The organism is Pseudomonas pergaminensis, from assembly GCF_024112395.2.
GTDB classification, from domain to species: domain Bacteria; phylum Pseudomonadota; class Gammaproteobacteria; order Pseudomonadales; family Pseudomonadaceae; genus Aquipseudomonas; species Aquipseudomonas pergaminensis.
In genome coordinates this window covers 5,382,656-5,403,683 of sequence record NZ_CP078013.2, presented here as the reverse complement: position 1 = coordinate 5,403,683, position 21,028 = coordinate 5,382,656, and the positions used below count along the sequence as shown (strand labels likewise).

The following is a 21,028-nucleotide window of genomic DNA, read 5'->3' as shown; positions in this document are numbered from 1 at the left end:
TTCGAGTAGCCTTTTTTGATGTTTGGTTGCGGGAGCCGGATTTGAACCGACGACCTTCGGGTTATGAGCCCGACGAGCTACCAGACTGCTCCATCCCGCGTCTGTGGGCGGCATTCTACAGCCCAACGGCGGGGTGTCAACCGTTAATGGGCTGATGGGTCAAATAAGTGTGAATTTGTCGTTACACGTTGACCAAGGACGGTAAGTGCGCGACTAGTAAAGATTTTTTTGTCTTACAATTTTCGTACAGGAAGGAAAAACGAGCAGGCGCAAAAAAGGCCACTCTTTCGAGTAGCCTTTTTTGATGTTTGGTTGCGGGAGCCGGATTTGAACCGACGACCTTCGGGTTATGAGCCCGACGAGCTACCAGACTGCTCCATCCCGCGTCTGTGTGTCGGCATTCTACAGAGGAACGCCAGTGTGTCAACCTGTGAATTGAAGAAAAGCGCTTGTGCTTCAATCGCTTAGCTCTCCATAAGGTCCCTTGATAGCGCTCGGGCCCAGTCTGGCTAAGGCTTTCAGCTCTATCGGAAGGCCAAATTCGATTGATAAAATAAATTCATCTTGGAATTTTCCTACCGCTCAAGCGGAAGAATCAAACTACTGGTGCTATATACAGGTGTGAATGCGATACTGGCCACCCGTAGGTTTCCACCCCCTTTATATGACGCAGCGCAAAATCATCCACGTCGACTGTGATTGCTTCTACGCCGCCATCGAGATGCGCGATGACCCGAGCCTGGCACAAAAGCCGTTGGCAGTCGGCGGCTCGGCGGATCGGCGCGGGGTGATTGCGACCTGCAACTACGAGGCGCGTGCCTACGGCGTACGCTCGGCGATGTCATCACGTCATGCGTTAAAGCTGTGCCCGGACCTGACCATCGTCAAGCCGCGCATGGATGCTTATAAAGAAGCGTCGAAGGAAATCCAGACGATCTTTCGCGACTATACCGACCTGATCGAACCTCTGTCGCTGGATGAAGCCTATCTGGACGTTTCTGACAGCCCGCATTTCGGCGGCAGCGCCACGCGCATCGCCCAGGACATACGCCGCCGCGTCTCCAACCAATTGCACATCACCGTGTCTGCCGGTGTGGCGCCGAACAAGTTCCTGGCCAAGATCGCCAGCGACTGGAAGAAACCCAACGGATTGTTCGTGATCACCCCGGACCAGGTCGAAGACTTTGTCTCGCAGCTGCGGGTAAGCAAGTTGCACGGCGTGGGCAAGGTCACGGCGGACAAGCTCGCGCGCCTAGGAATCGAAGACTGCCTGCAGTTGCGCGAATGGAACAAGCTGGCGTTGGTGCGTGAATTCGGCAGTTTTGGCGAGCGCCTGTGGAGCCTGGCGCGTGGGATCGATGATCGCGCGGTGCAAAACGACAGTCGCCGACAATCGATCAGTGTGGAAAACACCTACGACGTGGACCTGCCGGATCTCTCAAGCTGCCTGGCCAAACTCCCTGAGCTGATGGACACCCTGGCCGGACGCATGGCGCGCATCGACAGCAGTTACCGGGCGGGTAAGCCGTTCGTTAAGGTGAAGTTTCATGATTTTACCCAGACCACCTTGGAGCAGGCGGGGGCAGGGCGGGACCTGGAGAGTTATCAACAGCTGCTGACGCAGGCGTTCAATCGCGGCGGGAAACCGGTGCGGTTGCTGGGGATTGGGGTGCGTTTGCTGGATTTAAGCAATGGCAACGAACAGCTCGAGTTCTGCTGGTAGAAACCGAGAACCACATGTGGGAGCGGGCCTGCTCGCGAATACGGAGTGTCAGTCACCAGATGCATTGACTGATCTACCGCATTCGCGAGCAAGCCCGCTCCCACATTAGATCTACAACATTTTTGAAGTCTTAGCGCGCCCCAGGGTCCGCCACCAACCGCCCCGCATCCTTGGTCAACGCCTGCAGGAATTCCTGCTGCAACTCGGGATCATTGCGGGTCAGTTCGATCAGGCTTTGTTCCAGTTCGCTGGCTTCTTCTTCCAGGCCCAGCTCCGACAGGCGTTTGACCCGGTGCACCCACTGGCTGACTTCGTCGTCTTCCAGGTCGTCGTAGATCAGGCCGTGGGCTTCCAGCAACTTGCCGCGCAGGGTGTTGCTGATCGCCAGGGTCGAGTCCGAATGCACGTCGTCCTGGCCATCTTCCACGCTGATCTTCAGGGTCGTGACGCGGTTCAGGTCTTGCTCGGCAAACGGGCTGTCCAACAGGTTCAGGCGCAGGACGCCGTTGCGGTCGGTGGTCAGCTCATGCACTTGCTTGCCGGCGGTAACCTGCACTGGGCGCTCACTCCAGGGTAGGCTCGAATACTCCACACGCTTGTCGCGCTGGACTTCATCGATACCCGCCAGGTTCTGTTGCGCACGGCCGTGGGATTGCACGTTCATGAACGGGTTGAGGCCGTCCACGCCGTAGGTCAGCCAGTCGTGGGTCATGCTGGTGGGCAGGTTGCCGAGGGCGAAAATGTTCGCCACGTTGGCGCCCGCGCCCGCCACCAAGGCGACCGCCCCCAATGGCATCTCATAGAGTTTGCGCCAGGGTTGGTAGGGGGTGTAGCGATCGTAACGGCGGGTGACTTCGAACTCGGTGACCTCGAAGGTCTTCTGCTCGTGAATGCGAACCCGGCGTTGCGGCAGCTCCAGCACTTTGGGGTCGCCTACATCGATCTGCAGGCTGTGGTCGAGCAACTTACGCTCGACCCGCTCCTCGTGCTCACTGCGTTGCGACATCTGGTTGGCGCAGCCGCTGACCAGCAGGGCGCCGCACAAGGCGGCGCCCCCCAGGGCTCTGGTGTTTCGCTTGAACATGACTTCTCTTGATCTGGTTTTCAGCGACGAATACGCGCCTGAAGGAAAGACAGCACGTCAGCCACCGGCAACGGTTGGGCTTCGGCTTCGGTCCGGCTCTTGTATTCCAGATTGCCATCGGCCAGGCCGCGGTCACTGACCACGATCCGGTGCGGGATGCCAATCAGTTCCATGTCGGCGAACTTGATGCCCGGGCTGGTTTTCTTGTCCCGGTCATCCAGCAGCACTTCAAAACCAGCAGCCGTGAGTTCGGCATACAGCTTGTCGGTGGCTTCGCGTACTTGCTCGGTTTCATAACGCAGCGGCACCAGGGCGACCTGGAACGGCGCAAGGGCGTCACTCCAGATGATGCCTTTCTCGTCGTTGTTCTGCTCGATGGCAGCGGCCACCACGCGGGATACGCCAATGCCGTAGCAGCCCATGTCCAGGGTGATCGGCTTGCCGTTCTCGCCCAGCACTTCGCACTTCATTGCCTTGCTGTACTTGTTGCCCAGCTGGAAGATGTGCCCGACTTCGATGCCGCGCTTGATTTCCAGGGTGCCCTTGCCATCCGGGCTTGGGTCACCGGCGACCACATTACGCAGGTCGGCCACGGTCGGAACCGGCAGGTCACGCTCCCAGTTCACGCCGAAGTAGTGCTTGTCGTCGATGTTGGCGCCGATACCGAAGTCGCTCATCAGCTCGACCGAGCGGTCGATGATGATCGGCAGCGGCAGGTTCAGCGGGCCAAGCGAGCCGGCGCCGGCGCCAATGGCGTCACGCAGTTCGGCGTCGGTGGCCATGACCAGCGGGCTGGCCACGCCAGGTTGCTGGGCCGCCTTGATTTCGTTGAGTTCGTGGTCGCCACGGATCACCAGGGCGATCAGCTTGCCTTCTTCTTCGGCGCGCACGATCAGGGTCTTGATGGTCTTTTCAATCGGCAGATTGAATTTTTCCACCAGGGCCGCGATGGTCTTGGTCTCTGGCGTGTCCACCAGGCGCAGCTCTTGCGTCGGTGCTGGACGGGAGGTTTCCCGTGGCACGGCTTCGGCTTTCTCGATGTTCGCCGCGTAGTCGGAACCGTTGCTGAACACGATATCGTCTTCGCCGGACTCGGCCAGCACGTGGAATTCGTGGGAGCCGGCGCCGCCGATGGAGCCGTTGTCCGCTTCAACCGGGCGGAATTTCAGGCCCAGGCGCGTGAACACGTTGCAGTAGGCCTGGTGCATGCGGTCGTAGGTGACCTGCAGCGAAGCCTGGTCGGCGTGGAACGAGTAGGCGTCCTTCATGATGAATTCACGGCCGCGCATCAAACCGAAGCGTGGGCGGATTTCGTCACGGAATTTGGTCTGGATCTGGTACAGGTTCAGCGGCAGCTGCTTGTAGCTGCTCAGCTCGTTGCGCATCAGGTCGGTGATCACTTCTTCGTGGGTCGGGCCGGCGCAGAAGTCGCGGCCATGACGATCCTTGAAGCGCAGCAACTCAGGGCCGTACTCTTCCCAGCGCCCGGATTCCTGCCACAGTTCAGCCGGTTGGGTGCTCGGCATCAACACTTCCAGAGAGCCGGCGGCGTTCATTTCTTCACGAACGATGGCTTCGACCTTGCGCATCACCTTCAAGCCCATGGGCAGCCAGGTGTACAGGCCGGAGGCCAGTTTGCGGATCATGCCGGCACGCAGCATCAGCTGGTGGCTGATCACGACCGCGTCGGAAGGCGTTTCTTTCTGTGTGGCGAGCAAATATTGACTGGTACGCATGGTAGGCCGTTGTCGGTTGCTTGGACTTGAAATGACTTGGGATTGTACGGGCGGTTGCAGCCGGAGTACAGGCATCAGGTTGCGGGGTGTTTCTATCGGAACCGGGCTTGTGTGGGAGCTGGCTTGCCTGCGATGGGAGCGGCGCGGTGTGTCTGTTGCATCAGGCGGATGCCATCGCAGGCAAGCCATCTCCCACATGGACCGAGGTGTGTCAGTCGTCTACCGGTGGATTCAACCGAGCCCGCCGATTTTCCTGATACCAATGCAAGGCAATCAGCAGCAAGGTCGGCACACCCAGCATGCAGGTGATCAGGAAGAAATTGTGGTACCCGAACTTCTCGACCATGACGCCCGAGTACCCGCCGATCAAGCGCGGCAGCAACAGCATGATCGAGCTGAGCAAGGCGTATTGAGTGGCGGAGAACTTCAGGTTGGTCAGGCTCGACAGGTAGGCGACAAACGCCGAGGTCGCCAGCCCGGAGCTGAAGTTATCCAGGGAGATGGTGAAGATCAGCATCTGCAGGTCCGGGCCCATGTCGGCGAGCATCACGAACAGCAGGTTGGTGCCGGCCGAGGCCACGCCGCCGATGAACAGGATCGGCAGGATGCCGAAGCGCACGATCAGCAGGCCACCCATGCCGGCGCCCAGCAGGGTCATGATCAGGCCGAAGATCTTGCTGACCCCGGCGATCTGGTCCTTGGTAAACCCCTGGTCGATGTAGAACACGTTGGCCATCACGCCCATCACGGTGTCCGACATGCGATAGGTGGCGATCAGCCCCAACAGCAGCAACGCCTGCCAGCGGTAGCGCAGGATGAAGTCGTTGACCGGCGTCAGCACGGGCGCCAGGCCACGGCGACCCATGGCCGACAGGCACAGGGCGGTGAGGGTGATATAGAGGATGGCCCGCAGGAAGGCGCGGTCCTCCATCAGCAACTCCCACAGGCTCACGCCGTGGAACAGCACACTGGCGAAATCGGTGTTGTACAGTTGGGTGAACATCGCTGGCACCGACACCAGCAGCACGATCAGTACAAACACCGAGACCAATTGATGCACAAAGCTGTAGCGCCCGGCCTGCAATTGGGTGCGCAGTGGCACGTTCGGCTCGCGCATAAAGAAGGTGGTCAGCAGGGCCGGGATCATCAGCACGCCAAACAACACATAGGTGCCGGTCCAGGCCGAGTGTTTATAGTTGAAGCCGGTTGAGCCAAACCCTTCGGCAAAAAACAGGGCGCCCGCCGTGGCCAGCAGGGCGGCGATGCGATAGCCGGACATGTAGCTGGCGGCCAGAGCAGCCTGTCGGCTGTCGTCGGCGATTTCCAGGCGGTAGGCGTCGACGGCGATGTCCTGGGTGGCGGAGGCAAAGGCGACGATCACGGCGATAGCGATCAGCCAGGACAGGTGTTTCTGCGGGTCGCAAAAGCCCATGCCGATCAATCCGAGGATCACCAACGATTGGGCCAGTACCAGCCAGGAGCGACGACGTCCGAGTTTACCGAGCAGCGGCAGGCGCCATTGATCGAGCAGCGGCGACCACACCCATTTAAAGGCATACGCCAGGCCGATCAGGCTCGCATAGCCGATGGTCTCGCGGGCCACACCGGCCTCACGCAACCACACTGAAAGCGTCGAGAACACCAACATGTAAGGCAAGCCGGCGGCAAAGCCGAGCAACAACAGCACTAACGTCGAGGGGCTGGCATAGGCGGCGAGCGCGGCGCGCCAGGTTTTACGGGGCATGGGCTGGAGTCTGCCTCAGATTCACGGAAACAAAGCGCGCACTCTAACCGCTGTGCTCTACCGGGCGCCAGCCATGGCGCTGAATATCCACGCGATTGTTGCGGACAGTGACGCCTTCGTCGCGCAAACGCGCGCGTTGTTCGTCACCCGAGGCACTGCCCACCGGCAGACTTATCCGACCACCGGCACCCAACACACGGTGCCAGGGCAACCGGGTGTCTTCGGGAAGCTGGCTCAACGTGCGTCCCACCCAGCGCGCGGCGCGCCCGAGGCCTGCCAGTTGGGCCAGCTCGCCGTAGCTGACCACGCAGCCTTCGGGCACTTGCGCCAAGGTCAGGTACAGCGCAGTACGGCGCATTTCGGCAGGGGTTTGCGGGGTTTCGGCGGATGGGTTCACGGTGGGTCGATCCGTTTAAAATGTCGGTCTTTCTGTAAGAAACGTCTGTAAACATGCCAGTGAGAATTGAACTCAACATTAATCCTTGAGTCAGTCCTAGCTATCTAACACGATAATCGCCCCTTTTCGCCAACCTTGAGCTCCTAATCCGCTTATGTTGTCCAGAACCCTGCTGTGCCTCGCTGTTTTCAGCGCCTCCACGCCCTTGCTGGCCGATACCGTCTGGTTGAAAAACGGTGATCGCCTGACCGGCAAGATCAAGGTCTTCGACGGTGGCAAGCTGCTGATCCAGACCGATTATGCCGGCGCCATCCCTGTGGACTGGAAACAGGTGAAAACCCTGGAAAGCGACCAGGAACTGCTGGTTAAGCAAGACGCTTACATCGGCGAGAAGGCCAAGTCCCTCAAAGCGGCAGATGACGGCAAGGTGGTGCTGGCCAATGGCGAAGCGCCCAAGACCGTCGACCTGGCCAGCATCCAGCAGATCATCAAGCCCAAGCCTGTGATCGAAGACCTGGTGTGGAAAGGTAATGTGGACATGGCGCTGGACTATAAGCGCGCCGACAAGGACACCAACGACTACGACATCGACTTCAAGACCACGGCGCGTCATGGCCAATGGCGCCATACCGGCCAGGGCGAGTACAACCGCGAGTTCCAGGACGATGTCACCACCACCGACAACTGGGCGTTGGAATATGACCTCGACCGCTTCCTGACCGAGCATTGGTTCTGGCAGGGGCGCTTGACCTACAAGCGCGACAAGGTTGAAGACCTCTCCCGGCAGCGCACCGTCGGTACCGGCCCGGGCTATCAGTTCTGGGACGATGAGCTGGGCGCGTTCTCCCTGGGCTCGCTGGTCAACCGCACTGACTACGAATACGCCGATGGCGGCAAGGACAACTTCTATTCTCTGGCCATGAAGTGGAACTACAACCGCTACCTGGTGGGCAAGACCGTCGAATTCTTCACCAACGGCGAAGTGGGCAAGCCCATCGACGGTCCGGCGGAGTACTCCCTGGATGCCGAAATGGGCCTGCGCTACAAAGTCACCGAGTGGGCGTCCCTCAACCTCAAGGCCGAGCGCGACGTTATCAGCGGCGACTCCGACAGCAGCCTGAGCAAGACCCGCTACACCGCAGGCTTCGGCGTGGCCTGGTAACACGGGCGTACAAAACCTGCTTGGCAACCTTTGCGGATGTGATTACCTTGCGTTGAGATCCATTCCCATAGGCCATGGGCGGCTGATTATCCGAGGAGTCATACGTTGAGCGCACAGGTTGCCAAGAACGCCCGAGAGCTGTTGCTCAAGGAATACCGTGGGGCTCTCTCCACACTGTCCAAAGCCATGCCCGGCTTTCCGTTCGGGTCGGTCGTGCCGTATTGCCTCGACGAGCAGGGTCGCCCGTTGATCCTGATCAGCCGTATCGCCCAGCACACCCATAACCTGCAGAAAGACCCCAAGTGCTCGCTGCTGGTGGGTGAGCGCGAGGCCGACGACGTGCAGGCCGTCGGGCGCCTGACCTACCTGGCCGAAGCCGAAAAACTGGAGGAGGGCGCTGCCATCGAGGCGGCCGCCGAGCGTTATTACCGCTACTTCCCCGATTCTGCCAACTACCACAAGGCCCACGACTTCGACTTCTGGGTGCTCAAGCCCGTGCGTCACCGTTACATCGGCGGCTTTGGCGCGATTCACTGGGTCGACCAATTGACCTTGGCCAACCCGTTCGCGGGCAAGACGGAACGCAGCATGATCGAACACATGAACAGCGATCACACCAAGGCCATTGCCCATTACGTCGCGCTGACCGGCTTGCCAACCTTCGAGCCTGCGCAGTTGGCGGGTATCGACAGTGAAGGCATGCACCTGCGCATTGGCCAGTCGCTGCATTGGTTGCCGTTTGCAGCGTCTTGCAACACGCCGACACAAGTGCGCGAAGCCTTGGTTTCATTGGCCCACGCCGAGGTCTGGCCGAAAAAAGAGGCCGCCGACGCTTGAATTCACGAAATGGCGACGTCATCTAAGGTGGACTGGCAAGGCATTCTTGCGTTGAGGAACCATTTGATGCGCCCTTTTTTGTTGCTCTTTCTGCTATTCCCGGTGTTGGAGCTGTTCGTATTCGTTCAAGTCAGCGGTGCGATCGGGTTTTTCCCAGCCCTGTTGCTGATCATTCTCGGCTCGATGCTCGGCGTTTTGGTGCTGCGCGTCGCCGGCCTGGCCACGGCGCTGCGTGCCCGTGAAAGCCTGAACCGCGGCGAACTGCCTGCCCAGACCATGCTTGAAGGCCTGATGATGGCCCTGGCCGGTGGCTTATTGATCCTGCCTGGCTTTATCAGCGACGTGGTTGGCCTGGTCATGTTGCTCCCCGTCACCCGCAAGCTGTTGGCGGGCAAGATGCGCCAGCGTGCCGAAGAGGCTGCCATCCGTCAGCGTGCGTTCGCCGACGACCTGCAACCCCGTGGCGGCCCCGCCCCGCGCCAGCCGCTGGGGCGTGAAGGTGATGTGATCGAAGGCGAGTTCGAACACCGCGACAGCAAGTAACCGCTTCACTGGCACGGCACCTTCGGGTGCCGTGTTGCATTTACGGGCCGGCAGACGCAAAAAATTTCATCCCCGGCCCCTTGTAATAAGCTTATGCGCCCTTATGTAACGGTCACCGCAAGGTTTCTGGTGGCGACACCAGACAGACTTCCGCGTCTTGCTTGGCGAGGCGCGACCGGCACAGCCGGACTACAACCCGCCGGTACAGACACCGGCCGATGAAAAACACAATTAGGAGAGATCGACAATGAGCAAGCTTCGTCCTCTGCACGACCGCGTCGTAATCCGTCGCAGCGAAGAAGAAAAGAAAACCGCCGGCGGGATCGTTCTGCCAGGTTCGGCTGCCGAGAAAGCCAACCACGGTGTGATCGTCGCTGCTGGCCCAGGCAAAACCCTGGAAAACGGTGAAGTGCGTGCTCTGGCCGTTAAAGTCGGTGACAAGGTTGTATTCGGCCCTTACTCCGGCAGCAACACTGTGAAAGTTGACGGCGAAGACCTGCTGGTCATGGCTGAGAACGAGATTCTCGCCGTACTGGAAGCGTAATTTCCCCGCTCATTTTCCCGTTACTCCAAAGTATTTAAGGATTATCGATCATGGCTGCTAAAGAAGTTAAATTCGGCGATTCCGCCCGCAAGAAAATGCTCACCGGTGTCAACATCCTGGCTGACGCAGTAAAAGCGACCCTGGGCCCGAAAGGCCGTAACGTGATCATCGAGAAGAGCTTCGGCGCTCCGACCATCACCAAGGACGGCGTTTCCGTAGCCAAAGAAATCGAACTGGAAGACCGTTTCGAGAACATGGGCGCGCAGCTGGTCAAAGACGTTGCCTCCCGTGCCAACGATGACGCAGGCGACGGCACCACCACCGCTACCGTTCTGGCTCAGGCCATCGTCAACGAAGGCTACAAAGCCGTCGCTGCCGGCATGAACCCAATGGACCTCAAGCGCGGCATCGACAAGGCAACCATCGCCATCGTCGCCGAGCTGAAAAACCTGTCCAAGCCATGCGCTGACACCAAGGCTATCGCCCAGGTAGGTACCATCTCTGCCAACTCCGACAGCTCCATCGGCGACATCATTGCCGAAGCCATGGAAAAAGTCGGTAAAGAAGGCGTGATCACCGTTGAAGAAGGCACTGGCCTGGAAAACGAACTGTCGGTTGTAGAAGGCATGCAGTTCGACCGTGGCTACCTGTCCCCGTACTTCGTCAACAAGCCAGAAACCATGGTTGCCGAGCTGGACAGCCCGCTGATCCTGCTGGTCGACAAAAAGATCTCGAACATCCGCGAAATGCTGCCAGTGCTGGAAGCCGTTGCGAAAGCCGGACGCCCACTGCTGATCGTTTCCGAAGACGTTGAAGGCGAAGCCCTGGCGACTCTGGTTGTGAACAACATGCGTGGCATCGTCAAAGTCGCAGCCGTCAAGGCGCCAGGCTTCGGCGACCGTCGCAAGGCCATGCTGCAGGACATCGCCGTTCTGACCGGCGGTACCGTTATCTCCGAAGAGATCGGCCTGAGCCTGGAAAGCGCTACCCTGGAAAACCTGGGCAGTGCCAAGCGCGTGACCATCTCCAAAGAAAACACCATCATCGTTGACGGTGCTGGCGTAGAGCAGGACATCCAGGCTCGTATCACTCAGATCCGTGCCCAGGTTGCCGAAACTTCGTCCGACTACGACCGTGAAAAACTGCAAGAGCGCCTGGCCAAGCTGTCCGGCGGCGTTGCAGTGATCAAGGTTGGCGCCGGTTCCGAAGTTGAAATGAAAGAGAAGAAAGCCCGCGTTGAAGACGCCCTGCACGCAACCCGCGCAGCCGTCGAAGAAGGCGTGGTACCTGGCGGTGGCGTTGCGCTGATCCGTGCTCTGGAAGCCCTGGCCAACCTGACCGGCGACAACGCTGACCAGAACGTCGGTATTGCCGTACTGCGTCGCGCTGTTGAAGCACCACTGCGCCAGATCGCTGCCAACTCCGGCGACGAGCCAAGCGTTGTGGTCAACGAAGTCAAGAACGGCAAAGGTAACTACGGTTACAACGCTGCGACTGGCGTCTACGGCGACATGATCGAAATGGGCATCCTGGACCCTACCAAGGTGACTCGTTCCGCGCTGCAAGCTGCAGCCTCCATCGGTGGCCTGATCCTGACCACCGAAGCTGCTATCGCTGACAAGCCTAAGCCTGAAGGCTCGGCTGGCGGCGATATGCCAGACATGGGCGGCATGGGTGGCATGGGCGGCATGATGTAAGCCAGCCTTACCCCCGTACTGAAAAAGCCCCGCCGGCAGTGATGCCGGCGGGGCTTTTTTATGCCTGGGTTTCGCCAGGCGTGAGGGTGCATCATTCTGCCAGCCTTTCTGTGGGCTCCGAGTGAAGCGATAGTGAAAAACTCGTGAAGGGAACCAATGGGTTGAAAAAACTTATAGAGTCGTGCCGCTGCCCTAGTCGTAAGCCACACTTGGCCTTAAGCTGCGCGAGCCAACACGGCCGTTACCGCGTACGGAGACACTGCCCATGCGAATTCTATTGGTTGAAGACAACCGCGATATTCTGGCCAACCTGGCCGATTACCTGGGGCTAAAGGGCTATACCGTCGACTGTGCGCAGGACGGTTTATCAGGCCTGCACTTGGCCGCCACCGAGCATTACGACTTGATCGTGCTCGACATCATGCTGCCCGGCATCGACGGCTACACCCTGTGCAAACGCCTGCGCGAAGATGCACGCCGCGACACACCGGTGATCATGCTCACCGCCCGCGATCAACTGGATGACCGGTTGCAGGGCTTCAAGTCCGGCGCCGATGACTACCTGCTCAAACCGTTTGCCCTGTCGGAACTGGCCGCGCGCATCGAAGCCGTGCTGCGCCGAGCCCAGGGTGGCGGACGCCGCGCCCTGCAGGTGGGTGACCTGAGCTACGACCTCGACACCCTGGAAGTGACCCGCGAAGGGCGCCTGCTCAAGCTCAACCCGGTTGGCTTGAAACTGCTGGCGGTGCTGATGCAGAAGAGCCCGCACGTGCTGCGCCGCGAAATTCTCGAAGAAGCCCTGTGGGGCGATGACTGCCCGGACAGCGACAGCCTGCGCAGCCACGTTCACCAATTGCGCCAAGTGATCGATAAGCCGTTCGCCAAGCCGTTGCTGCAAACGGTGCACGGCGTTGGTTATCGCTTGGCCGAGGGTCGAGATGGAGTTTAAGCAAAGCCTTGCCCAACGGATCATCATCGCCTTTGCCTTGATGAGTGCGTTGGTGGCGGGCGCCTTTGCCATGGGCATCGTTGCGACCGTGCACCTGGTGGAAGAGAAGTTGATCTCGGCGGGCCTGGGCGGCGACTTGCAACGCCTGCTGCTGATGGACACCGTCGAGGACTGGCGGCACCGGCCCGAGCCGGATCAGCTGTTTTACTTCAGTGGCGGGCCTGGCGACTTCGAGTTGCCCAAGGATTTGCGACACCTTGAGCCCGGCTTCCATGAAGTCTTCCGCGAGTCGCTGTCGTACCACGCCATGGTCGAAGTGGTCGACGGTCGGCGCTATGTGCTGCTGCAGGATCAAAGCGATTTCGAAGAGCGCGAGCGCGTGCTGTTTGCCGTGGTGCTGGTGGGCTTCGTGCTGAGTCTGGCGCTGGCGGTGTTCCTCGGTTGGGTCCTGGCGCGCAAGGTGATGGCACCGGTTGTACGCCTGGCGCGCCAGGTCCGTCATCGTGACCAACTGCTGGGCCTGGCACCGCCGCTGGCGCCGGACTACGCGGCCGACGAAGTGGGTGAGCTGGCAGTGGCCTTCGATGCCACGCTGGGGCGCTTGCGTCAGGCGCTGTCTCGCGAGCAATTGTTTACCAGTGACGTAAGCCACGAATTGCGCACGCCGTTGATGGTGCTGGCCAGCTCCTGCGAATTGCTGCTGGAAAACCCGGCCATCGATCAGCGTGGGCGCAACCAGGTCGAGCGCATTGCCCGTGCTTGTGAAGAAATGCGCGAGCTGGTGCAGACCTTCCTGATGCTGGCCCGTGCCGAACATGACGAGAGCACCATGTCGCCCCAGGTCAGCCTGGAGCAAGTGGCTGACGACCTGCTCGGTATCTGGCGCGACCCTGTCGAGCGCAAGGGCCTGGAGCTGATCTACCAGCCGGGCAGCCCGCTGGACACCCGCTATAACGCCACGTTCCTGCATGCGGTGATGGGCAACCTGTTGCGCAATGCGCTGCATTACACCGAGCAGGGCTTTATTCGCCTGACGTTGGAGCCGAGCGGTTTTGTGGTGGAAGACACTGGTGTGGGCATCCCCGAGGACAAGCGCGAAGCGATGTTCGAGCCGTTTGTGCGCGGCAACGAGAAGCGGGGCGAGGGCCTGGGCCTGGGGTTGTCGCTGGTCCAGCGCATCTGCGAAAACCAGGGCTGGAGCGTGAGCCTCAGCACCATGGACCCCAATGGCTGCCGCTTTCATGTGCAATTGAGTCAGGTCAACGCCTGACTCCACCCCCTACCGCTATCCTGCCAGAGATCACCGCTATTCGGCGAAGATGGCCCCATGCCATTGCTTGTCTCTGTAAAGTCTTGAAATGTATGAGATTGGACAGGACAAGTTTTTCACAACGGGTTGACCAGTTGATCACAGCGCGATGCCTAAGGTTGTAGGCATCAGCAACTGGAGATCCGTTGATGTCTACCCCGATCAAACTCGAATTTTCCGAAAAGTACGACGACGAACACGCCCACGAATATTTGCTCAAGCATCAGGACAATCTCGCTCGCCGGCTGTCCCACAAACGCGACGAGCAATTGGCCCGTGGCGCGTTGGCGATGGCCGGTGAGCCTGGCCTGGTGCTGGACTTGCCGTGTGGCGCCGGGCGTTTCTGGCCGTTGCTGGCCGAAAAGCCCAACCGCGTGATCATCGGTGCCGATAATTCGGCGTCGATGTTAAAGGTGGCAACCGTCGCCCAGCCCGCCGATGTGGTGAAACGGGTACGGCCTTTGCAAACATCTGCCTTTGATATCGATTTGCCAGATAACGCGGTCGACAGCATTTTCTGCATGCGCTTGTTGCACCACATTGGTGATCCGGCGCACCGGCTGGCGATATTGCGGGAGTTTCAGCGTGTTACTCGAGACAGCGTGATCGTTTCATTGTGGGTCGATGGCAACTTCAAAGCCTGGAAACGCAAGCGTCTCGAAGGTCAGCGTCGCAAGAAGGGTGAGCAGGAAGGTTACCAAAATAGATTTGTGTTACCGGCTGCTACTGTTGAAGCCGAGTTCGAGGAAGCCGGTTTTCGAGTTCAGGAGTCCCTGGACTTCATTCCGCTCTATGCCATGTGGCGAGTGTACGTATTACGCAAGAGGTAACAGGATGGCAGTTGAGTGCGTAGCAGGCAGTCATGTAGCGCCCGAGGAACGTTTTGATTATTTCTGGCGCCAGCAGGGCGAGTGGGTCGAAGAGCCTAACCGTCGGCGTGGTGGTGAAAGCGGCGTGCAGCGCGTGATGGGCACCAATGGACGCTTGCTCTACGCCAAGCGCCAGACCGGGCATATCTACCGCAGCTGGCTGCACCCGTTGGGCCGCCCCACTGTGCTGCGCGAGCGGGACGCGATCAAGGGCCTGCGCCTGTTGGATGTACGCGTGCCGGAGATGGTCTTCTGCGAGGCGCGCCGCGACTCCGAGCAGCGCTGGCAGGCACTGTTGGTGACCGCCGCCCTGGATGGCTTTGACGAAATCGAAAACTGGTACGCCGCCGGTGGCCGTGAGCAGTACGGCGAGCTTGTGCATGAGCGCGTGCTCAAGGAACTGGCCGGCACCCTGGCGCGCATGCACCGCGGGCGCTGGCAACACGGTTGCCTGTATATCAAGCATATTTTCGTGCGGGTGACGGGCGAAGGTGACGCCGCCAACGTTGAAGTGGCACTGCTGGATTTCGAGAAATGCCGCCAGCGCTTGACCGCTTATCGGGCCGCCTCCCATGACATGCTGCAACTGCGTCGCCATTCGTCGTGGAACGCTACCGACTGGGCGAAACTCAGCTACTTTTACGAGACGGCGTTTGGCAGCGCTATCAAGGGTTTAACCAGATGAAGCTAGAAATAGCACGAGGTCTGTTCTTGGTCGGGGCGTTGGGCGTTGCAGCCATGGCGCTGGCGGCCTGGGAACAGCCTCGCACACAGGTGCTCAGTGCAACGCAGGGTGGCGGGCAATGCCTGTTGCCGCGCGTTGCCAAGGCGAGCACTGCGGTCAAGCCTGATCATGAACTGTTGCTGTTCATGTTTGGCATGTCTCAAGGCATGAGGCCGCAGAGTTGAAACGATTCAACCCCCCGGAAAAGGGTCTTGCGATGCGAGGCCCTTTTTTTTGCCTGCGTGTCAGGCCTTGTCCGGCTTGGCCAGTAAGGTGTAGACGCACGGCAACACAAACAACGTGAACAGCGTGCCGATCGACATCCCCGTCGCAATCACCATTCCGATATCGAACCGACTGACCGCGCCGGCGCCCGTGGCGAAAATCAGCGGCACCATGCCGAACACCATCGCCGCAGTGGTCATCAGCACTGGCCTTAGGCGAATTGCGGCGGCTTCTTCGACTGCCTGGCGGGGCGTCAGGCCCTTGTCCTTGCGCAGTTGGTTGGCGAACTCCACGATCAGGATCCCGTGCTTGCTGATCAAGCCGATCAGCGTGACCAAACCGACCTGGGTGTAGATGTTCATGCTCGACCAACCCAGGAACAGCGGAATCAGCGCCCCACAGATCGACAATGGCACCGTCACCAGGATTACCAGCGGGTCACGGAAGCTTTCGAACTGCGCCGCCAGCACCAAAAAGATGATCGCCAGGGCCAGGCCAAAGGTAACCCACAACGCCGTGCCTTCCTGGATGAATTGCCGGGACGCGCCGCTGTAGTCGAATGCATAGCCGGGCGGGGTTTCTTCAATGGCAATCTGGCGCACCGTGTCGATGGCTTCGCCCATGCTGACAATAGGGAAGCCCGAGATCAGCGCCGAGTTGAGTTGCTGGAACTGGTTCAACTGCCGAGGGCGGGCGCGGTCCGTGACGGTGATCAGCGTGGAGAGTGGCAACAGCTCAGCCTTGGCGTTTTTTACGTAGTAGTTGTTCAGCCATTCGGGGTTGTCGCGGTAAGCACGTTCGATCTGGGCGATCACCTTGTAACTGCGCCCGTCCAGGGTGAACCGGTTGATTTCCGCCTCCGCCAGCAAGGTGGCCAGGGTGCCGCCGAGGTCCTGCATCGACACACCCATCTGCGCCGCCTTGGCGCGGTCGATATCCACCACCACTTCAGGTTTGTCGAACGCCAGGTCGATGTCCACAAAGGCAAACTTGCCCGACTCCATCGCGCGTTTTTTCACGCGGTTGGCCACCTCGAGCAACGACTCATAATCGTTGGCCGTGTTGATGACGAAACCGAACGGCAAGCCTTCACCCGTGCCGGGCAAGGAGGGCAGGTTGAAGCCGAACACTTGCAGGCCGGGTATCTGCTCCAGGCGCTTTTGCACCTCGGGCAGGATTTGCATCTGCGTGCGGTCGCGCTCGTTCCACGGCTTGAGCAGGAAACCGCCGATGCCCGACTGCACCCCGTTGAAGCCATTGATCTGGAACGACGAGTAGTACTCCGGAAACTCTTTGAAGATCTGGATGAATTCGTCGGTGTAGGTGTTGAGGTAGTCGAGGTTGGTCGGCTGCGGCGCACTGGCCATCATGAAAATGATGCCCTGGTCTTCGTCCGGTGCCAGTTGCGACTGGGTGAACTTGAGGAACAGCGGGATCAGGCACAGCACAATCAACGCAAACACGATCACCACCGGCCGGGTGTTCAGGGTGCCGTGCAGCATGCGTTGGTAGCGGCGCTTGAGGCCGTCGAAAATCCGGTCGAGACGGTGAGACAGGCCCGAAGGGTTTTCATCGTGACGCAACAACAGCGCGCACATCATCGGCGACAGCGTCAGGGCGACGATCCCGGAGATGATCACCGCCCCGGCCAGTGTCAGCGCGAACTCCTTGAACAAGGCGCCGGTAAGCCCTTCGAGAAAACCAATCGGCGCATACACCGCCGCCAGGGTGATGGTCATCGACACCACCGGCAAGGCGATCTCCCGCGCGCCTTCCAGCGCTGCGTCCAGGGGCGTCTTGCCTTCCTCGATATGCCGGTGGATGTTTTCCACCACCACGATGGCGTCGTCCACCACCAGGCCAATGGCCAGGACCATCGCCAGCAGGGTCAGCAGGTTGATCGAGTAGCCCATCAACTGCATGAAGAACAGCACGCCGATCATCGACAGCGGGATAGTGATCACCGGGATCACCACCGAACGCAGGGCGCCGAGGAACAGGAACACCACGACGATCACGATCAGCACCGCTTCAAACAGGGTCTTGACCACCTCGTTGATGGAGGCCTGGATAAACAGCGTGGCGTCGTAGGCGATTTCTGCCTTGAGGTTGGGCGGCAGCTGGGATTCCAGCTCCGGCATGATCTTGCGCACTTCCTTGATTACATCCAGCGGGTTGGCGCTGGGCGTGGCCTTGATGCCGATGTACACCGACGGGGTGCCGCCAAACGAGCTGATCGCGTTGTAGTTTTCCGCGCCCATTTCCACCCGTGCCACGTCCCGCAGCAGCACACGGCTGTCGCCGTCGGTTTTCACGGTGATCGCGCCAAAGGCCTCGGCGGACTTGAGGTCGGTGTTGGCGTTGATGCTGGTGACCACGAACTCGCCCTTCACCTCGCCGGCGGCGGACAGAAAGTTGTAGCGGCGCACGGCGTCGGTGATGTCGCTGGCACTGAGGCCGAAGCCCGCGAGCTTGACCGGGTCTAGCCAGATACGCATGGCAAACACCTGGTTGCCGAGGATCTCCGCTTCGGCCATGCCGGGCAGGGTGGCGAGCTTGGGCTGGATCACGCGCGATAAATAGTCGGTGATCTGCGGGTTGCTCAGTTCCCCGCTGGAGAAGCTGATGTACATCAGTGCCGAGGCGTCGGCGGCCTCTTTGCTCAGTACCGGGTCTTCGGCGTCCTGCGGCAGTTTGTTCTTCACCTCGTTGGCCTTGGCCAGCAACTCGGTAAACAGCCGGTCACTGTTGGCGCCGATGCGCGCGTAGATCGAGATCACCGAGAAGTTCTGGCGGCTCACCGAGGTCATGTAGTCAATGCCTTCGGCACTGGCCAGGCTTTGCTGCAGGGGCTGGGTGATATAGCCCTGGATGGTCTCCGCGTTGGCACCAGGGTAGGCGGTGGTCACTGTGATCAGGGCGTTTTCCATACTCGGGTACTGGCGCAACGGCAGCTTGCTGTAGGCCTGGAAACCCAGCAACACGATCAGCAGGCTGACCACCATGGCCAGCACGGGTCGGCGGATAAAGACGTCGGTGAACTTCATGGCTCAGTGCCCTGCCGGCAGGTTTTTGTCCGGGCTGATGGCAATGGGCGTGCCGTTGTCCAGCTTTAGCTGGCCGGCGCTGACCACCTGCTCACCGGCTTTCAAGCCTTTGTTCACCCGTACCAGGCCGCCGCGTCGTTCACCGGTTTCGACAAAGCGTCGTTCGGCGATCAGCAGGGGCTTACCATCGGCATCCTTTTCCACTTCGCCGCTCTCGGTTTTTTTCTCGGCCACGGCGTACACCGAGTTGCCGTAGAGGGTGTAGGTAATTGCGCCTTCAGGCACCACGATCTGCGGGGCGGGGTTGGGCAGTAGCACGTCCAGGCTGGTGAACATGCCGGGCAGCAGCTTGCCCTCCGGGTTGGCCAGCGTGGCGCGCACCAGCACGTTGCGCGTGCTGTTCTCCACCTTGGGGTTGATCGCGCTGACGCTGCCGCGAAATTGCTCGCCAGGGTAAGCCGAGACTTCCACCTGCACCGCCTGCCCGAGGGCGACCTTGGGCACGGAGTGTTCGGGGATATAGAAATCGACGTAGAGGCTGCTGATGTCCTGCAGGGTGGCGATCACGGTGCCGCTGGCCAGGTAGTCACCCACGTCCACCTGGCGAATGCCGATGGTGCCGCTGAACGGCGCGACGATGTGCTTTTTCGCCAGCGACGCCTTGAGCTGGTTGACCGTGGCCTTGTTCTTTTGCAGTTGCGCGGAAAGGCGATCGAACTCGCCTTTGGAGATGGCCTGGCTGCCCACCAGCTGGCTGCCGCGACCGTAATCCAGCTGGGCCAGGCCCAGATCCGCCTGGGCGGTTTCCAGCAGGGCGCTTTCCACTGCGCTGTCGAGTTGCACCAACGGTTGCCCGGCCTTGACCTTCTGCCCGGACTCGAACTGCACGTCCTTGACCGTGCCGGCCACCTCCAGGCTCAGGTTCACCCCTTGCAACGCCTTGAGCGTACCCACCGAAGGCAAGCGCAGTTGCCAGGGCTGCTCGGCCGCCGTCGCGACGGCCACACTGACCGGCGGCTTGGGTTTGGAAAAGACCTGAATCTGCTGATAGATGGAAAAGGCTTTATAGCCCGCCAACAGCAGCACGATTAACAGGACGACACCCAACATGATCAGCATGCGACGGCGCAGCATATTCCGATTCCTTGGAAAAACTGGGACAGACGAAGACAGACGATTGTCGGAACATTACTCCGAGTATTGGGGGTATTCCACTCGGTATTTTTGACAGGTAAACGGACCTGTAGGCGCCCGGCTTGCTGGCGATAGCGTACTTCGCATCGCCGCAAGGCTTGAGGCCCTCATCGCCGGCAAGCCGGGCTCCTACAGGGAATCGCGTCAGATCAAGTGAAGATGGTTGTCCCAGAGCCCTGCGGGCAATTCCAACGGTTTTGCTACCAGTTGTTTCTGGCGGCAATCGTAGAAGCGGCAACGACCCTGGCCGGAGGTGACGACAAAGCCGTCCTCGACGGCCCCCACACCGGCACAGTCAGGCAGCGGCCCATCCAGGCGCAGCGCGCCGCTGTCCATGTCCCAGATAAAGAAGCGATTGCCCCGCGGCGCGGTCAACGCCACCAGGCGCAGTTCGCTGTGCACCGCCACGCTGGCGGTGTAGTGCCCCATGGCCTGCAACTGCTCATCGGCCACCGGGAAGGCTACGAACGGCTGCCCTGGACGCTTGATCGCCAACAACTCGGAGCGCTCCTGGGACGGCCCCATGAACTGCTGCCCGGTGAGGATGGTGCCATCGCTGGCGATCCCCATGTGGCGCACGCTGTTCATCTGCTGGCCGAGGGTTTCCTTGCTGATCAAGGTGCCGTCGCGGTGCATCAGCACCAGGCTCGGTTCCATGGCGTTGAGGTTCATCTCCACGCGACTTTCGGCTTCGGTGCGAATGCCGCCGTTGGCCACCACTAGGGTTTCGCCATCGGGCATCCACGACACCTGGTGCGGGCCGATACCGTGGGTGGAGAGCTCACCGCTGTGCACCAGCCGCTCGCCTTCGAACCTGTACACGCCGAGCAGGCCACGGCCAGGGTCGGAGGTGTCGTTTTCGGTGGCGTACAGCCAATCGCCGCTCTTGTGGATGACCGCGTGGCCATAGAAGTGGCGATTGGCATGGGAGGTGATGGTTTGCAGCAGCGCGCCATCACGCAGGTCGATCAGATAACTCTCGGTGCCCGGGCGACGGGCGACAAACAGCGCGATCGGCAGCGTCGGGTGGTTGATGATGTCGTGGCAGCGCTGGCCGACCTGTGTGGCAAACACCGGCTTGCCGTCCAGGCGGTAGCCGACGGCGTAGTGCTTGCCGTCCGCATCATCGCGCGCCGACAGCAGCAGCGGGCCCTTGTCCTTGCTTTTGAACAGCGTCCAGCCACCCAGAGTGAGTGCACTGAGCAGCACGCTGCCAACGGCCAAAGCCTGTCGCCTGAGCATCA

18 protein-coding genes and 2 tRNA genes are annotated in these 21,028 nt (G+C 60.3%); 11 read left to right on the top strand and 9 right to left on the bottom strand.

Annotated features, from left to right (window positions below):
* Nucleotides 1-23: 23 nt before the first annotated feature.
* Both KUA23_RS24580 and KUA23_RS24575 read right to left on the bottom strand, forming a co-directional pair.
* Nucleotides 24-100: transfer RNA gene (locus tag KUA23_RS24580), tRNA-Met, on the bottom strand.
* A gap of 209 nt (nt 101-309) precedes the next feature.
* Nucleotides 310-386 (bottom strand) — tRNA-Met (locus tag KUA23_RS24575).
* A 278-nt stretch (nt 387-664) separates the two neighbouring features.
* On the opposite strand from KUA23_RS24575, the gene dinB reads away from it, so the two are divergent.
* Nucleotides 665-1,723: a DNA polymerase IV gene (dinB, locus tag KUA23_RS24570; RefSeq protein WP_078050064.1), complete on the top strand. Its 1,059-nt coding sequence runs from the start codon at nt 665-667 to the stop codon at nt 1,721-1,723.
* A 130-nt stretch (nt 1,724-1,853) separates the two neighbouring features.
* On the opposite strand, the gene KUA23_RS24565 is transcribed toward dinB, so the two are convergent.
* From KUA23_RS24565 to KUA23_RS24550, 4 genes are all read right to left on the bottom strand, one after another.
* Nucleotides 1,854-2,807, bottom strand: a complete 954-nt coding sequence (locus KUA23_RS24565; RefSeq protein WP_025854822.1) for a hypothetical protein — start codon at nt 2,805-2,807, stop codon at nt 1,854-1,856.
* 20 nt (nt 2,808-2,827) lie between these two features.
* Nucleotides 2,828-4,543, bottom strand: a complete 1,716-nt coding sequence (locus KUA23_RS24560; RefSeq protein WP_078050063.1) for a proline--tRNA ligase — start codon at nt 4,541-4,543, stop codon at nt 2,828-2,830.
* Between the two features lie 211 nt (nt 4,544-4,754).
* Entirely contained in the window at nt 4,755-6,287 is a 1,533-nt protein-coding gene (locus KUA23_RS24555) for an AmpG family muropeptide MFS transporter (protein ID WP_078050062.1), read from the bottom strand.
* Nucleotides 6,288-6,330: 43 nt separating this feature from the next.
* Nucleotides 6,331-6,645 (bottom strand): MGMT family protein, encoded by a 315-nt coding sequence (locus KUA23_RS24550; RefSeq protein WP_223204549.1) that lies wholly within the window; start codon nt 6,643-6,645, stop codon nt 6,331-6,333.
* Nucleotides 6,646-6,838: 193 nt separating this feature from the next.
* Here KUA23_RS24550 and KUA23_RS24545 point away from each other — a divergent pair, with 193 nt between their 5' ends.
* From KUA23_RS24545 to KUA23_RS24500, 10 genes are all read left to right on the top strand, one after another.
* Complete coding sequence (locus tag KUA23_RS24545) at nt 6,839-7,846, top strand: DUF481 domain-containing protein (RefSeq protein ID WP_078050060.1); 1,008 nt, start codon at nt 6,839-6,841, stop codon at nt 7,844-7,846.
* A gap of 105 nt (nt 7,847-7,951) precedes the next feature.
* Entirely contained in the window at nt 7,952-8,683 is a 732-nt protein-coding gene (locus KUA23_RS24540) for a HugZ family pyridoxamine 5'-phosphate oxidase (RefSeq protein WP_078050059.1), read from the top strand.
* Between the two features lie 66 nt (nt 8,684-8,749).
* Entirely contained in the window at nt 8,750-9,226 is a 477-nt protein-coding gene (locus tag KUA23_RS24535; RefSeq protein WP_025854816.1) for an FxsA family protein, read from the top strand.
* A 247-nt stretch (nt 9,227-9,473) separates the two neighbouring features.
* On the top strand, nt 9,474-9,770 hold the full coding sequence (locus KUA23_RS24530; RefSeq protein WP_016975516.1) for a co-chaperone GroES: 297 nt from the start codon (nt 9,474-9,476) through the stop codon (nt 9,768-9,770).
* A gap of 50 nt (nt 9,771-9,820) precedes the next feature.
* Nucleotides 9,821-11,467, top strand: a complete 1,647-nt coding sequence (groL, locus tag KUA23_RS24525) for a chaperonin GroEL (protein ID WP_252992994.1) — start codon at nt 9,821-9,823, stop codon at nt 11,465-11,467.
* A gap of 265 nt (nt 11,468-11,732) precedes the next feature.
* The gene (colR, locus tag KUA23_RS24520) at nt 11,733-12,416 is read left to right on the top strand and encodes a two-component system response regulator ColR (RefSeq protein WP_003175870.1); all 684 of its coding nucleotides are present in this window, start codon (nt 11,733-11,735) and stop codon (nt 12,414-12,416) included.
* The gene (locus tag KUA23_RS24515; RefSeq protein ID WP_252992993.1) at nt 12,406-13,686 is read left to right on the top strand and encodes a sensor histidine kinase; all 1,281 of its coding nucleotides are present in this window, start codon (nt 12,406-12,408) and stop codon (nt 13,684-13,686) included. The genes colR and KUA23_RS24515 overlap by 11 nt, the downstream gene beginning before the upstream one ends.
* Before the next feature lie 188 nt (nt 13,687-13,874).
* The gene (locus tag KUA23_RS24510) at nt 13,875-14,555 is read left to right on the top strand and encodes a class I SAM-dependent methyltransferase (RefSeq protein WP_078050056.1); all 681 of its coding nucleotides are present in this window, start codon (nt 13,875-13,877) and stop codon (nt 14,553-14,555) included.
* A 4-nt stretch (nt 14,556-14,559) separates the two neighbouring features.
* Entirely contained in the window at nt 14,560-15,279 is a 720-nt protein-coding gene (locus KUA23_RS24505; protein WP_078050055.1) for a lipopolysaccharide kinase InaA family protein, read from the top strand.
* Nucleotides 15,276-15,503 (top strand): hypothetical protein, encoded by a 228-nt coding sequence (locus KUA23_RS24500; RefSeq protein WP_078050054.1) that lies wholly within the window; start codon nt 15,276-15,278, stop codon nt 15,501-15,503. Before KUA23_RS24505 ends, KUA23_RS24500 begins: the two co-directional genes overlap by 4 nt.
* Before the next feature lie 60 nt (nt 15,504-15,563).
* Here KUA23_RS24500 and KUA23_RS24495 read toward each other — a convergent pair whose 3' ends face one another.
* The 3 genes from KUA23_RS24495 to KUA23_RS24485 all read right to left on the bottom strand — a co-directional run bounded on the left by KUA23_RS24495 (nt 15,564) and on the right by KUA23_RS24485 (nt 21,026).
* Nucleotides 15,564-18,590, bottom strand: a complete 3,027-nt coding sequence (locus KUA23_RS24495; protein ID WP_252992992.1) for a multidrug efflux RND transporter permease subunit — start codon at nt 18,588-18,590, stop codon at nt 15,564-15,566.
* Nucleotides 18,591-18,593: 3 nt separating this feature from the next.
* Nucleotides 18,594-19,724, bottom strand: coding sequence for an efflux RND transporter periplasmic adaptor subunit (locus tag KUA23_RS24490; protein ID WP_252992991.1), 1,131 nt, complete (start codon nt 19,722-19,724; stop codon nt 18,594-18,596).
* Between the two features lie 204 nt (nt 19,725-19,928).
* Nucleotides 19,929-21,026, bottom strand: a complete 1,098-nt coding sequence (locus tag KUA23_RS24485) for a DUF1513 domain-containing protein (protein ID WP_078050051.1) — start codon at nt 21,024-21,026, stop codon at nt 19,929-19,931.
* Between the last annotated feature and the right edge of the window lie 2 nt (nt 21,027-21,028).

Bases quoted from the DNA above. Each gene is read 5' to 3' on its own strand.
- KUA23_RS24495 (WP_252992992.1), bottom strand. From the start codon at position 18,590: ATGAAGTTCACCGACGTCTTTATCCGCCGACCCGTGCTGGCCATGGTG.
- KUA23_RS24490 (WP_252992991.1), bottom strand. From the start codon at position 19,724: ATGCTGCGCCGTCGCATGCTGATCATGTTGGGTGTCGTCCTGTTAATC.
- KUA23_RS24555 (WP_078050062.1), bottom strand. From the start codon at position 6,287: ATGCCCCGTAAAACCTGGCGCGCCGCGCTCGCCGCCTATGCCAGCCCC.
- colR (WP_003175870.1), top strand. From the start codon at position 11,733: ATGCGAATTCTATTGGTTGAAGACAACCGCGATATTCTGGCCAACCTG.
- KUA23_RS24505 (WP_078050055.1), top strand. From the start codon at position 14,560: ATGGCAGTTGAGTGCGTAGCAGGCAGTCATGTAGCGCCCGAGGAACGT.
- groL (WP_252992994.1), top strand. From the start codon at position 9,821: ATGGCTGCTAAAGAAGTTAAATTCGGCGATTCCGCCCGCAAGAAAATG.
- KUA23_RS24550 (WP_223204549.1), bottom strand. From the start codon at position 6,645: ATGCGCCGTACTGCGCTGTACCTGACCTTGGCGCAAGTGCCCGAAGGC.
- KUA23_RS24530 (WP_016975516.1), top strand. From the start codon at position 9,474: ATGAGCAAGCTTCGTCCTCTGCACGACCGCGTCGTAATCCGTCGCAGC.
- KUA23_RS24545 (WP_078050060.1), top strand. From the start codon at position 6,839: ATGTTGTCCAGAACCCTGCTGTGCCTCGCTGTTTTCAGCGCCTCCACG.
- KUA23_RS24500 (WP_078050054.1), top strand. From the start codon at position 15,276: ATGAAGCTAGAAATAGCACGAGGTCTGTTCTTGGTCGGGGCGTTGGGC.
- KUA23_RS24535 (WP_025854816.1), top strand. From the start codon at position 8,750: ATGCGCCCTTTTTTGTTGCTCTTTCTGCTATTCCCGGTGTTGGAGCTG.
- KUA23_RS24510 (WP_078050056.1), top strand. From the start codon at position 13,875: ATGTCTACCCCGATCAAACTCGAATTTTCCGAAAAGTACGACGACGAA.
- KUA23_RS24560 (WP_078050063.1), bottom strand. From the start codon at position 4,543: ATGCGTACCAGTCAATATTTGCTCGCCACACAGAAAGAAACGCCTTCC.
- KUA23_RS24485 (WP_078050051.1), bottom strand. From the start codon at position 21,026: ATGCTCAGGCGACAGGCTTTGGCCGTTGGCAGCGTGCTGCTCAGTGCA.
- dinB (WP_078050064.1), top strand. From the start codon at position 665: ATGACGCAGCGCAAAATCATCCACGTCGACTGTGATTGCTTCTACGCC.
- KUA23_RS24515 (WP_252992993.1), top strand. From the start codon at position 12,406: ATGGAGTTTAAGCAAAGCCTTGCCCAACGGATCATCATCGCCTTTGCC.
- KUA23_RS24565 (WP_025854822.1), bottom strand. From the start codon at position 2,807: ATGTTCAAGCGAAACACCAGAGCCCTGGGGGGCGCCGCCTTGTGCGGC.